This is a genomic window from Candidatus Neomarinimicrobiota bacterium (assembly GCA_030743815.1).
Taxonomy (GTDB): domain Bacteria; phylum Fidelibacterota; class Marinisomatia; order Marinisomatales; family S15-B10; genus UBA2146.
The window spans coordinates 15,720-29,545 of record JASLRT010000005.1 but is presented as its reverse complement, the minus strand read 5'-3'; the positions used below and the strand labels follow the sequence as shown (position 1 = coordinate 29,545).

Here is a 13,826-nt window from a genome sequence, read left to right as displayed (position 1 = left end):
CTATGAATAGTATCCTGGTAACAGGCGGAGCGGGCTTTATCGGCTCTCACCTGTGCGAAAAACTTCTGGAGCGCAGCAATGAGGTGCTCTGTGTCGACAATCTGTTCACAGGCGGGAAGGAAAACATCGAGCACCTACTGGAACATCATTATTTTGAATTTTTGCGCCACGATATAACATTCCCGCTGTACGTTGAAGTGGATCAGATCTACAATCTCGCCTGCCCTGCCAGTCCCATCCACTACCAGAGAGATCCTGTTCAGACCGTCAAGACAAGTGTCCACGGCTGTATCAATATGCTTGGTCTGGCCAAGCGGACAAAGGCACGGATCCTGCAGGCCTCCACCTCGGAAGTCTACGGCATGCCGCAAGTTCACCCTCAGCCAGAGGACTACTGGGGACACGTGAACCCAACTGGACCGCGGGCATGCTACGACGAAGGGAAGCGGGCGGCGGAGACCCTTTTCTTCGATTACCACCGTCAGCACGGTCTCGATATTCGTGTGGTCAGGATATTCAACACCTTCGGCCCGCGCATGGCACTGGACGACGGCCGCGTCATTTCCAATTTTATAGTGGCCGCTTTGAAGAACGAACCAATCTCAATCTACGGCGACGGTAGCCAGACCCGCTCCTTCTGTTACGTGGACGATATGGTAGAAGGACTGATCACCATGATGGAACAGGAAGATTTAATCGGGCCGGTAAACCTAGGCAATCCTGATGAGATCACCATCAAGAAACTGGCTGATGAAATCATTCAGTTGACAGGCTCTGACAGCGAGGTGACGTCTGAAGCCCTGCCTGAGAACGATCCTACGCAGCGACAACCTGATATTTCCCTGGCAAAAGAAAGGTTAAACTGGGAAGCGACAACTGACCGCAGTGAAGGCCTTAAACAGACAGTGGATTACTTCAGGAATGTCATAGAGAACTAATGAACATCCTTGTGCTGCACGGTCCAAACCTGAACCTCATCGGCGTCCGCTCGGCTGTGACCGGTGAACGGGTGACATTGGATAAAATCGATAGATCCCTGAGGGAGAAGGCGAGAGAACTCAACGTAACACTAAAGAATCTTCAGACGCATGATTCCACAAAGGCGATCACGTTTTTGCAGCGCAATCGCAACTGGGCCAATGGACTGCTGTTTACGCCGGGACCGTGGGCAAAATCGCACTACGACATTCTCGACACTCTAAAGCTGATCAACATCCCCACGGTGGAGATTCACTTCACGACTGAATTCTTCGTGGATGATTACGGAGACGGATCCATCTTTAACGAGGTGGCGATAGACGTCAAGAAAGGGCGCCCGCCAACAGTATATCAGGAAGCACTTGTTCAATTGAAAGAGCACCTCTCTTCGACCTAATCCGAATAAGTAATCTCCCACAAGCTTTGAAACTTCCGTTTATCGCATCGCTGTTCATTCTGATGGGGTGTACGCATCTGGTGACACCGCCCCCCGTCGTTGAAGAGATATCTTCACCACCGCCCACGGCTGAGGAACAACCCTTACCTCCACCGGAAATGAGCCACAGAATTGATGACGACGGCAAGAATATACTTATCTCCGTTCCTCACGGCGCTACTATTCCGGGAGATGAGATGGACGAAATAGTCACCTCAGCCAGGGAAAGGATTATTTATGAAGACTATTTCGAGAGCATAGGAAATGACTCACTCCGCAGCGAATTAGCCGGGCGCCTGCACAATCTTGTTATCCGCGAAGAGCTTGACGCCCACCTATTGCGGGAGATGATCTCCGATGCCACCAGCATCACGGTGACTTTTGCTGAAGATTCCTTACGATTGGCGCTGCTAGCAAAAGAACTGCTCGGTGAATATATGAAGATTGAAGCAACTGACCACGCTCCCATGGCGGTATCGGCACCACTGTGGGACGACTTTGCTTACCTCTCTCCCGGTACGTTCCTCCTCCCCTGTGCCGGCGTTGATGTTCCAGAGCGGCCAAACCTGCTGCCCAACGCACCCCGCTCCTACCGCAGCGGCATTCACCGCGGAATTGACTTTCCAGCACCATACGGCAAAGAGAGCCGGGCAGTGGCTGACGGTATTGTTATCCGAGCTGACCAAGGATACCAGGAAATCACCAATGAATTCCGTGAATCACTACTTGATAAAGCGGCGACCATCAAGCGAACCCCTTCGGACGTCTTTGAGCATGTTCTCCTCGGCCGGAGTATCTTCCTCGACCACGGCCTGAAGATCGTTCCCGGTAAGCGGATTATTTCCATCTACGCACATCTTGCGGAGATCAACGGCGACCTCCGGGCAGGTGACAGTGTGAAGCGCGGTCAATTACTGGGCCTGGTGGGTAACAGCGGCACCAGCGATGGAGCTAAAGGGACAAAGAAGGGTGCTCATCTCCATTTCGAAATCATCATCCAAGACGAAAATGGGGAAAGATTTCTCGGTCAGGGATTTGCCCACGCCAAACTTCTAGACCTATTGGGAACAGTCTTCAGCCGCGAATAGTGCCGGTGATTCTCCATCTGAGGAGAGGAAACAGAATAAAGACTACCTCTCTTTCTCCTGCCTTCATCGAACTCCGAGTTCTCTATTAATGCACAAACCTCCGCATACGCTCAGACCACCTCTTCAGCGCGGCTGCTTCAGAAATGCCTCATTGATGCGAATGGCGTGGCGCGAAATAACCGAATCGAGCAGCTCTTTTGGTGTCGATTCAGAATCATCCCGCCCAAGTTCATCGAGCAGTTTCTGCATAAGAAGCTCATATTCACGGCGCTTCTTCAGACGTTCAGCATCTTGAAACCAAGACTCATCTCTGTTATCTTCGGCGTATTTTTGCGCCAGAAAACGGAATAAGATGTGCTCCAGGCTCATAACAAGGGTCTCTTCAGAGGAAATGATGGAAGAAGTGAGGAAAGGGCTGAAACGGACAATCCGTGCCTTAAACCAGTTCAAATCCACAGGGACCCCCCCAGCGACGCACATAACCACATTGGCCGTCATCTCAGGTATTTCGGTTACTTTGGGCGATCCTTCCCTGTCACCGTGGATCTTTATCAGTTCCCTGTAGGCTTGCTGGACGTGATCTGTATTGAATCTGACAGCATAGATTTTGCGCAACTTGGATTCAAATCGTTCCAGTTCAAGCTTGAATTCGTGTCCGCGGCCGCCGCGCAGGAACCCCTGCAATTGGGGGAGCATCTCATCGTAATCGGGGAGCGAAATCTTCTTTCCGCCGGTAACGCGCACTATATGATAGCCAACGTTGGATCTGACTGGATGGGAAATCTCCCCGGCATCTAGAGAAAAGGCGACACTTTGGAGGGGCTCAAAGAACTCTCCCCATTTGATCTGGCCAACATAACCATCATTGAACCGTGCAGGATCTTCAGAGTACTCTTTTGCCGCTTCGAAGAACTTCATCTCCCCGCTGACAACCTTCTCCCTGATCTCCCTGATGAGGTTCATGGCTTCTTCTTCGGTACGATCAGAGACTGAACGGTTGGAACCTTCATAAGTCAGCACAACGTGATGGAGCCCTATTTCCCGTCCTAGCCGATCATAAAGGATTCTGAGGGATGAATCGGACATGAGCTGACTCCACACTTCATCTTCAAGAATCTTTTCTACGACAGCATTATCTCCGAGCACCGCAAGTTGTACCGCCACGGCTTCTTTTAACGGAATACCCCTCTTTTTACTCTCAAGAAAGATGATCCTGCGTTTGGCAAATCTTGCAACAGCCTCGCGCCGGCTGGAATCAGGAAAAGCCCCGAATTCTGTTTCACTCTCTTCAGTGAAGAATTCGGCCGCTGAAAAAACCTGTCTGTCCACTGAGACAACATCTTTTTCACCCATCCTCGGTGTACAAGCAAAAAAAGTGGTAACAACCGATAAACTAAATATCCGAACGAAATCCTTATACCGTCTCATTTTGATACACCACTCCTCTACTTTGATCATATTTCTCAACAATGAACCGTCTCACGGAGTCTCCCGACCCTGTGAAAGCCCATCGTCACCCGATTCCCATCAAAGAATCAGCGCTGAAGATAAAAAAAAGGCGGCTGAAAAGCCGCCTTTTTTTATCAAACTAACAGATGAAGATGATGTTACTTCAACAGAACCATCTTCTTGGTGGCTGTGTAGTCACCGGCATCGATTCTGTACATATAGAGACCGGCGGCCAGAGCCTGACCGTTATCATCCATTCCGTTCCAGGTAACTGAGTGCTGTCCGGCGTTGCGGACACCATTCACCAGTGTACTCACCTTCTGGCCCAGCATATTGTAGACCGAGAGAGTCACCTGACCATCCTTCGGCATTTCGAAGTTGATGGTAGTCACAGGGTTGAACGGATTGGGATAGTTCTGATGCAGTGCAAAACTGGTTGGCAGTTGCGCTTCTTCATCAACTGTCAATGAGAAGGCACCAAACCATTCCATTGCCTGGAATAGCGGTCCTTCCGGTCTTGCACCAAACCAGATGTACGACGGCGCACTGTTGAGTGATAGTGGATCGAATCCGAGGAACATCACCTTGTTGCTTAAGGTTGCATCCGCTTTGTAAGCACCCACAGTCATCGCGTCTGTACCCCACGTGTCTGTGTCTCTGGCGCTTGCTGTAAAGGCTGTAGTCACTGTGGCGTCCACACCAAAACCGTCAAGCCAGTTCGTCGCGCTTATCTCATAATAAGGGTCGTACATCAGCGCACGTGGAGTGGCATGGGTGGTGGGGATCGACGTCAAAGCAGCGTACAGGTCGCCTGAGATGAGATCACCTTCAACAGCTTGCACGCCCCACGGCAGATTCTGATCACCAGAAGCGGCATAATTGATGTCACCGTTATAGGTGGTAACACCAAGATAGGTGAAGAAAGCATCAGCGTCGTCGGCTGTCGAACCTATTGTATACGGAGCTCCAGGCCAGCCGTAATAGCCACCCATGGCTTCGTCGCCAGCCAGAACGTAGTTCTTGCTGCCGGCATCCAGCCACGTCTTTACTGCCACTGCATTACCGGCAATGGGTCCAAGTGCTGTGATTTCGATGATTGTATCATACAGATCGAGAAGCTCTGCTGTGGCAGCCCCGTAGGCCCAGATATCGCCAGCGCCAGTACCCCACCACTCCTTGTACTGCCCGTAGGCATCGTAGAAGTAGTACTGACTGGGATAACCAGCACCGGAAAGACCGTCAAAGAGCATCAGGTAGGTTGCAGTAGCGCCCTTGGCATAGATGTTGTAAGTGAACGCTGAGCTTGTTGCTGTATTACCGCCAACGTCTGTAGCTGTAACGTAATAGGCAACTGATTCTCCAGCAGATGCTCCTGGGAGACTTCCAGTGAAGGTAGTATCATCCGTAGCCGTCATAGCCACAGTCGCTTCTGTACCACCATCCACACTGTATACTAGCGAGACGGATTCCACACCGGCAGCGCCCCCTGTAGGATTTGCATCCTCAACGTGGGCTTCCACTGTTCTGGCATCTGTTGACAGTGTTGTCGGCAGACCCTGCACATAGTTAATGAAGGGCGGGATATCTTCTGTGTATTCCACCATGGCGTAGACCATCCAGCCGTAGGTACGAATGTGCCAGCCTCCATTACCGCTGGTGCCAGTGCCAGATCCAACATACCACTTAAAACCGTGGTAAGGTGGTACAGGCGTATTCAAGGCGCCAATTCCCCAGCCTTCCGTTGATACGGCATGGGCATCAATGAAGAAAGACTCATCCGTAATTTCTTCAGACACACCCAGAGTCGACTCAAAATCGAGCTCTGTGTATACCATGAAACTGGTTGAATCCAGCGTATGGGAATAGCCGCCAATACCCAATCCAGGCCAGATTTCTGCACCGATGGGAGCCTCACTGAAACACTCGTTGGTTCCAGCAGACCATGTACCGCCTTCACCGGGAGCTGTCTGGTTTCCATCAGCATCCAGATAGTGACCAACCCAGCCGGCCGCATTGGCACAAGCTGATGTGGTAACTTCACCAGCATAGTTGGACTTGTGAAGAAAAAACTCGAAAGTACCTTCAAAGTTTACATTGAAGATACCGATCTTCTTCACGATTGCGTTAGCCAGCGGCTGCATCCAGATCGCCATGGAATCGCCCCAGGTTTCCCCGGGTGTGCCGAAACCAAAATTGACGATGGAACCGCCGTCAGGCCACTCGAGCAAAAAGTCGTCGGCGCGAAGAGTAGCAGTCGGCTTACTCGCATCGATGCGACTCTGCATCTTCGCCTCCAGTGCTTTCACTTCCTGGTTGGTATAGTGCTTACCGTCAGAACCAATGAAAAAATCGTTGGAACCGACAGCCACACCCACCATCAGGAAAAGAAGCACTATGCTCTTAACCTTGTTCATTTGCTGTTCCTCCTTGTTTGAAGTTATGCGCAGATCTCCTCTGCACAATTTGGTGTAGTTTATCCTCAAATCAGATTCAATGCAACAATTTTATTTAAAACCCGAATTTGAGCGCAAAAATGTGATTTGCCGCAAAAACTTGCACATCCCGGTATGCATAGTCTACGGTGAGATCGAGTCCCGCAATGTTCAACTTTAGACCTCCGCCGTAGGACATGCCGTATAGATACTCGTCCGAAGATTGATCAGCCGAGACGTATCCCACCCGTACGAAGGCGAGATTATTGAATGCGTATTCACCGCCCAGCCGGTATTCATCGCTGGCGTAGTTATTATTCTGGAAAACACCGTTCAGATGCAGCACGCTGTTGGCGGGGAGTGATAGTGTGTAGGACATCCCCAGTTCCATGGTCGAAGGGAGGTCGAAAGAGGCGGCTTCCAGTTTGGTGTATCTTAATACACCGTCAACAGTCGTAATGCGCATGAGACCCGGGCCGTCGTATTTCATCTGTGTACCTACATCCTTGATGACCACACCCATGTTGAGGCCGGGGATATTGACAAAATCCTGATATTGAACACCGATATTCATGGCTACGCCGGACGATTTAACACGTTCAATCTCCTCGTTAATCAGATTGAGGGTGGCGCCGACAAAGACACGATCCGTCAGCTGTCGGGCGTAGGTCAGTCCTGCAGTCATGAATGTGGGTGAAAACACGCCTCCGGTTCCATCGGGAGCTTCCTCTGTGGTAACCGGGATATCACCGAACGAAAGTGATTTCAGGCTGAAGCCGAGGGCGCCGAAACCGGCGAAGTTTCCGCCGACGGCGAGATAGTTGACGCCGATATCAGCGATATAGTCCATGCGCGAGACCATCAGGTCAGCATTATGCTCAGAGCGAACCAGTCCCGCCGGGTTCCAGTAGAGCGCTTCGATTCCCGAGCTATAAGCGACGGCCGAGCCGCCCATAGCTACATCCCTAGCGCCCACGGGGATGAGGAGCTGGGCGCCGGCATTGGTGCCTACGCGCTTTTCACTCCCGGCCCAGATTGGGGAATGGAGCGAAAAAATCACTCCCAGAAATACCACTAAAACAACCAGTTTCTTCATTCTTTATGCCTCCTTCGCACTGGAAGAATCCTAATATGATCTCAACACTTGCTGTTCCTGGACAATAGCCAGTTTGAGGATCAGTTCCTCGCCCAGATCGGGCATCTCAATGTGAGCCAGATAGATGCCGCTGGCAACCGGCAGGTTAAATCCGTTGGTCATATCCCAGCGGACAAACTGACTTTCACTATCCTTATCAATCGTTCTCACCAGAACACCGGTCAGGGAGTAGATGTTGATAGTAGCCTTGTTTGGCAGGTGTGAGAATGTGACAAATTTCTCAAATCGACTCGCCTCCCAAGTATTCATACCAAGATAAGGATTCGGAAAGACTGTCACCTGCTGTCGCACGCGACTCTTCGGCCCATCACCGGTATTCGTTCTGTCCACCGTTCCCACGGTAAAGCTCTTGATATCACCATCCTTAATGGCTTTAAAGGTATTGAAATAGATGGTAGTCCCTGTTGCAGGAGGCGAACTGGTACCGGTCAAGTCCACAAACAAGATATTATCCACCGGCTTATACTGATTAGAGAAGAAAATGGCAGCCTTATCCGGCGCGCTGACATCATCAGGGTTGCTTTGATACTCAACCTTGGCAATGTGAAACTTGTCAAAGACGGGATATCCGCCGATCTGGTCGTTGCCGGCTGTGTTCCACTCGCCGTCTTCAGCAGCGTCATTAAAATATGCAATTACCTGAACATCGTCGGACGCGTCGTCCGGCATGCCGAGATCCCACACCTCGAATGGAACGTTCACAAAATAGGTTGCCGGCAACGGAGCGCCCGTCAGGGCCCAGCTTCCGCCGGAAGTAAACCTGATCTCATAGTCACTTTCGTCCACAGCTGGCCCCGCCAGCGTCGTGACAGAACCAGCAATGTAGTAACCGCTATCCTCATAAGGTTCACCGGCTACACTGACGTCACCGTCCTTCACAGAACGAATGCCCGCCGGCGCATCCGCCAGCTCAAGCACAAAACCGCCTTTACCGAGAAACCGGTGTTCAGTTGCTGAGTCAAAAGTCGAGGACTGTCCGACAAGTGTATCTTCAGGAGACGTATCTGTCCGCAAGAGATCCCATATCTTGGTTCCCGCCACTTCATCAACAGTAAACCTCACTTCAAAAGTCTCTCCAGCCGGCGCGTCAGGATCCATGATCACAGGAACTACTATGGCATCATTGATCCCTACCTTGTTCGCCACAACAACTGTATCACCGAGCGAATAGGGATAGATCGTCTGTGGATTGGGCGCGTGCGGAATCACCGCTCGCAACGACTGACTGACGGGACTCTCAAGGGAATGAGTGCTTACATCCTCACTCATGTTCTGATTATAAGCTGTCACAACAAAGTAGTATGTTTTACCGTTGACAAGTGGTTTGTTGGTGAAGGCGTCAGTCGACACGCTATAGTAGCGTGTAAGACCGCTGTTGATGCCAAACTGTACCGGTTTATTGACCGCCACGCCGGCACTGGGATCAAAGACGTCCTGGAAGATGTAGCCGGGAGAGGACTCCAGATCGTACGTCGCCAATAGAACACCATCCTCCTTCGTGGCCGTTGCGCTGGGAAGCTGATAGACATTATAGCCCTCGAACTTGTACCCCTTTAAATTACTACTCTCCGTATTGATGCGAGCTTCTTCATCAGATTCCCATTCGAGGACGATCTGCTGATCGAGCTCAACAACATTAACGTTGGGAGCTGGTGGACCGCTGGGCAGATCGAAGACGTTGTCGTAAGCTTCTTGCGCAAAGTTGTCGTTGAACTTGAGGATAGCGACACTCTGGAGGAAATTTTCACCCGCGGCACCTATGAGCGCCACAACGACTTCCTGAGTGTCCCCCTTGGCCAATGTAAACGGCCCTGTGGCAAGCACCAGCCGCCTGTCCCCAGGAGGGAATCTTCTGTCGTTAAAAGCTGTGGGTATCCCGTCCCGGTCACCGGAAGCGAGCACCGGGTCGCCGGCAAGCTCAAAATTCGTCTGGTCACCAAGATTATCGTAGAGAGGATCGCACGTGGGATATTCAGGTCGCGGCTCACACCCCCGCATCAGATTGTACCACTGTTGCGTCCCGGCATAGTCATTCAGGTCTGGGTCTGATCTTGGTGAACCGGCAGCAAAGAATGTAAACGTTGTCATGGGCAAATTTCTATATCCCGGAAGAGGTTTGAAATTAAATAACGCCGTATCGCCTTCGCTAGCCACTACCGGCCCCTGAAGAAAGTCATATCCGGCCGCCGGGGGTGCCATCCCCCAGGAATCCCAGACCGCATCGTTGTTGCTGCCGTTATAGACGTATCCCAGGCTGAGAGAAGAATCGCCACCGGCAAAATCGTCCGTATACTGGCCTAGATCAGGATCGGACCATTGAGCGATGTACATCTCCTCTACGACGGCATCGTTCGGAGTATCGGGCGTACCCTTATATATCAGGCGTACCCGTTTGAAAACGGTACTGCCAAGGGGATTTGCCAGGGCATACGCCCAGTAAGTCTCCTGCACTTCAAGACCAGTGGAAGGGGCACCATAGATGCCGATGTTCTGACCTTCGTCAAGATCGTTATAGACCGTCCAGAGAGTCTGACTGGCTCCCCCTATTCCGGGGATGTCTTCGGCGTAGGTGGTATCACCAATTTCACTCACCTCCAATTCACCGTAGACTCCGTCGCCATCGGGATCCGCCTCATAGACACCATTTCCATCACGATCGTCATAAGGTGCACCTCTATCCCAAGGCCAGTTCACCCAGTCAATATCATACTGGTTATATATCACTTCTATATCGGCGTCTGTAACGTTCCCCACCGGAATCAGAAAGAAGTTTGCCGCATCGTCGCTCAAATCAACTGATTGAAAATCGGGACGCACGCGGTAGGGGCGTACTGAGGGGTCGCTGTCATCCTCGCGGCCGGTGACCGCTCCGGAAGCGTCGGTAAGGATTCTTCCGGCTATATTGCCTGACTTGTACGTCGATCCGCCAGACCTCAACTCCACAGTTCCGCCGTCTTGAACTTTCCCGGCCCATACAATCCCTTCCGAGAAAATGGCGCCGGCCGTTCCTTTGGGAAATGTCCCGTTCCACGAACCGTCTACTACCCAGTCATGAAAGCCATCGCCCCGCACCCAGACCGTCAGATTATTGATGTTAATTACTGACTGAGCAGGACCGTCAACTTCATTTGCTCTGTAAAGAGCTGGTGGGCCGCTTTCCCGTTCTTCCTTGGCCAAACCCGGCACGATGAGAAGAAGCAGGATCAATAAGGAGGTTGTTACCTTTTTCATTCTTGTTATTCTCCTGATATCTTATTCAGAAAAGTTAGAGTTCCAGTCTCACACCAAAACGAATCTGCCGCGGTGATCCATAGAGGTCAAAACCGTTCAGCCAGAAATTGTGCTGGCGGTTCTGCAGGTTGACAGTCTCGTAGAGATCGCCAAATCGTTCACCATACCCGGCTACCACCTGCTGACCATCTTTGCTCGTGAGAAAACCGTCATCGGAGGCGTTGCCCGTGGCGTAATAAACATTGACGATATTCCGCATGTTTAACAGATTCTGCACGTAGGTGTAGATGTTGAGGTCCAGCCCCGCGACAGTCACCGTTTTGTCCATACGCAAGTCAATATTGAAGAACCACGGTGTCGTTGACGAGTTTATCGGTTCCACAGGTGCCCTCTGACGGGCGTCGCCGTCATTCAGAATACCGCCCGAAGAGGCGTCTTCCTGCCCCAATCCGCCGGGCGTCTTAGCCAGCGTAAAGCGGTGACCGCTGTTGAAGGTCATCAAGATATTGAGTCCGAACCTTTCTAAGATGGGCCCGCCCTCTCCGCGACCGAAGCGGTAATCAAGATTTATATTCCCCTTATGAGTCTGCTCATACGCTAACGGCATGGTCATCTTCGATGGAATTCCACCGGGGCCTTCGATAGCACCGCCGGCACTCTGCGAAAACGAGTTGGTCCCTCGGGCGCTCTGGAGCGTGTAGTTAATCATTCCCATGATACGGCTCACTCTGCGCAGGCGGAGTTGAAACTCTATTCCCTTTGTCGTGGCAAAATCCTGGTTTGAGTAGATGGGATAGGAGGAAATCTCCCAACCGGCCTCCGCCCGAACTATGTCGTACTGCACCTGGTCCTTGATATCCTTATAGAAAGCGGTTGCATCAAAGGCGGCAAAGTCGGTGAACTGCTGCGTAAAGCCAATTTCATACTGTGTCGTCTTCACCGGCTCAAGGCCGTATGCCACCGGATTCGTAAAGTAGTATCCGCCTGTCAACACGAATGCGGTATAGGCGAGACCGCGATAAGCTACGTCGAGGCCGGGAGTCTGGACGAATTTCCCATACTGCATGTGAAACACCGTCCTGTCAGTGACAGGAAAGGAGAATCCCAATCTTGGCGACAAATACGTGTGCGGCTTGCTCTTTTCAATGTTCGTTACGGTGTATTCATCCCTGTCGAATTCCGGTCTTGTGGGATCATTATGAACAAAGTCGTCCATATAGAGATAATCGTAGCGCACGCCGGCATTAATGATCATATCATTGTACTCAATCTTATCTTGAAGATAGATCCCCATTGTCTGCGGGTGTTTCGGGCCGTCACTACCTTCATCAGTGAGGCCGCCGAATTCATCAAAGCCGTAAATGTTGGGGGTAGCCTGCTGCCGGATGATATTGACGAGATCATCCTCCTTTTCCCTGGCTTTATCAGGATTCAGACGAAAGTAACTGAGCAAACCGCGCAGGCCGCCGCTGCCGTATGAAAATCGGCGCATGGTCCAATTATTCACTTCACCGCCCACCTTCAGCTCGTGATTCTTCATCTGGGTCGTGAAAGCCAAGGATCCCGCATTCTTTGTCATCAGGGTTTTGCCATAGCCTGACATTGGAGTTCCAGGGCGGTTGAACGGGAAACCGTAAAAATCGTAGTCGCGCGGGATGCTGGTGTAATTCATGTAATTAGCCCAATCCAAGCCGTTCGCTTCAGCGTACTGTGCCACCTTCAGGCTGTCCCCATAAGCAAGCAGGTCTTCCTTAAAATGCGGGTCGTACCAGTTACTACGATCATCCACGAAATTGACATTTAACTCAATAAAGCTGCGCGGATTAAGGAAAAAGCTGACCTTCGTATTCACCAATAATTCGGTTGCGTCAGACTGACTGAACCTGTCCAGAGAAAAGAGATTCATAAGGGGCAGACTGTTGCTCTTTGACTTCTGATCCGAAAACGCAACCGCCGTTCTTACGAGGAGTCTTTTGAAATCGAACAGAATGGTACCGTTGACAGTGTTACGGTTTCTGAGCCTGCCGTTAACATTGCCAGGCATCCAATGGAGTGTTTCAGAATCCGATTTATCACCGCCTCTGAGACCCGTATCGTATACCACGCCCATAGAATCGCCATCACTCCATAATTCAGGTGATCCGTACCAGAACATGGGTGCATAGTCACGGGTGAAGTAGTTTTCGCCGGAGAGAAAGAACTTTACATTCTTAAGCAGGAGAGGTCCACTGACGGTAAAAACGGCATCAGAATAGCCGTAGGAATAGGTGTCCAGAAAAGTTTCTCCGGGATAGTTACCGAAGTTGTCTGTCTCGGCCTGCAGGGAGAAATGATACTGCTCCGATCCCGTCTTGAAGTTCATCTGAACGATACCGGCGTTGGCTTCGCCGAACTCAGCCGCATAACCGCCGGCCTGCACCAGTACCTCTTCCAGTGCTTCGGGAATCGTATTGATCAAGTTTCCTCCATCACGGCTGTAGATATTTTTTGTCGATGCACCTTCAATAATATAGCCCACTTCGTCGCCGCGGCTGCCGCGAATGTGCACCCTGTTATTCTGTAAGACAACTCCCGGCTGAAGAGTGAAGTAAGATTGAGCTCCCCGCACGGGCATGTTCTCCATTTCATCAGAGGTAAGAATCCGGATAGCATTGGTAGCGCTTTTCTCCACAAGCGGTCTCTCCGCCACCACCAGAATAGGCTCGGTCTCGAGGGCCTCTGACGCCAACTCCAGGTCTTCCACGTACGCTGTCAGACCGTCCACCACCCTGATGTTGCTGACAGTCAACTCCTGGTAACCTACATAGGTTACCTTTACGGCGTACGAACCTGCCGGAATGTTCACAATATTGAACTTACCGTCAAGATTCGTGGCTGCACCAAGAGACGTCCCGATAACTATTACATTGGCTCCTATGAGAGTTTCACCGGTTTCACGATCCACCACCGTACCGGAAATAGTGCCGTACTGAGCGAACGCCGCCGAGATCATAATCGCCGCAAATGCAACAACCTGAAATATTTTTCTAAACATGTTACTTCCCCTTCTTGTTTTA

At 51.2% G+C, this 13,826-nt stretch carries 8 protein-coding genes; 3 read left to right on the top strand and 5 right to left on the bottom strand.

Annotated features, from left to right (window positions below):
• Positions 1 to 2 precede the first annotated feature (2 nt).
• Genes QF669_00350 through QF669_00340 form a run of 3 tightly spaced genes read left to right on the top strand, consistent with a single transcriptional unit; the run spans position 3 to position 2,502 of the window.
• Entirely contained in the window at positions 3 to 938 is a 936-nt protein-coding gene (locus QF669_00350; protein MDP6455895.1) for an SDR family oxidoreductase, read from the top strand.
• Positions 938 to 1,375: a type II 3-dehydroquinate dehydratase gene (locus QF669_00345; protein MDP6455894.1), complete on the top strand. Its 438-nt coding sequence runs from the start codon at positions 938 to 940 to the stop codon at positions 1,373 to 1,375. The genes QF669_00350 and QF669_00345 overlap by 1 nt, the downstream gene beginning before the upstream one ends.
• A 26-nt stretch (positions 1,376 to 1,401) precedes the next feature.
• On the top strand, positions 1,402 to 2,502 hold the full coding sequence (locus QF669_00340; protein MDP6455893.1) for a M23 family metallopeptidase: 1,101 nt from the start codon (positions 1,402 to 1,404) through the stop codon (positions 2,500 to 2,502).
• 123 nt (positions 2,503 to 2,625) lie between these two features.
• On the opposite strand, the gene QF669_00335 is transcribed toward QF669_00340, so the two are convergent.
• The 5 genes from QF669_00335 to QF669_00315 all read right to left on the bottom strand — a co-directional run bounded on the left by QF669_00335 (position 2,626) and on the right by QF669_00315 (position 13,804).
• Positions 2,626 to 3,930 (bottom strand): peptidylprolyl isomerase, encoded by a 1,305-nt coding sequence (locus QF669_00335; protein MDP6455892.1) that lies wholly within the window; start codon positions 3,928 to 3,930, stop codon positions 2,626 to 2,628.
• A 179-nt stretch (positions 3,931 to 4,109) separates the two neighbouring features.
• Positions 4,110 to 6,365, bottom strand: a complete 2,256-nt coding sequence (locus QF669_00330; GenBank protein MDP6455891.1) for a T9SS type A sorting domain-containing protein — start codon at positions 6,363 to 6,365, stop codon at positions 4,110 to 4,112.
• A gap of 94 nt (positions 6,366 to 6,459) precedes the next feature.
• Positions 6,460 to 7,479: a PorV/PorQ family protein gene (locus tag QF669_00325; GenBank protein ID MDP6455890.1), complete on the bottom strand. Its 1,020-nt coding sequence runs from the start codon at positions 7,477 to 7,479 to the stop codon at positions 6,460 to 6,462.
• 30 nt (positions 7,480 to 7,509) lie between these two features.
• Complete coding sequence (locus tag QF669_00320) at positions 7,510 to 10,770, bottom strand: T9SS type A sorting domain-containing protein (protein ID MDP6455889.1); 3,261 nt, start codon at positions 10,768 to 10,770, stop codon at positions 7,510 to 7,512.
• Positions 10,771 to 10,804: 34 nt separating this feature from the next.
• Positions 10,805 to 13,804 (bottom strand): TonB-dependent receptor, encoded by a 3,000-nt coding sequence (locus QF669_00315; GenBank protein ID MDP6455888.1) that lies wholly within the window; start codon positions 13,802 to 13,804, stop codon positions 10,805 to 10,807.
• Positions 13,805 to 13,826 lie beyond the last annotated feature (22 nt).

Coding starts and splice junctions, on each gene's coding strand:
- QF669_00350 (MDP6455895.1), top strand. CDS start 3: ATGAATAGTATCCTGGTAACAGGCGGAGCGGGCTTTATCGGCTCTCAC.
- QF669_00345 (MDP6455894.1), top strand. CDS start 938: ATGAACATCCTTGTGCTGCACGGTCCAAACCTGAACCTCATCGGCGTC.
- QF669_00335 (MDP6455892.1), bottom strand. CDS start 3,930: ATGAGACGGTATAAGGATTTCGTTCGGATATTTAGTTTATCGGTTGTT.
- QF669_00330 (MDP6455891.1), bottom strand. CDS start 6,365: ATGAACAAGGTTAAGAGCATAGTGCTTCTTTTCCTGATGGTGGGTGTG.
- QF669_00325 (MDP6455890.1), bottom strand. CDS start 7,479: ATGAAGAAACTGGTTGTTTTAGTGGTATTTCTGGGAGTGATTTTTTCG.
- QF669_00320 (MDP6455889.1), bottom strand. CDS start 10,770: ATGAAAAAGGTAACAACCTCCTTATTGATCCTGCTTCTTCTCATCGTG.
- QF669_00315 (MDP6455888.1), bottom strand. CDS start 13,804: ATGTTTAGAAAAATATTTCAGGTTGTTGCATTTGCGGCGATTATGATC.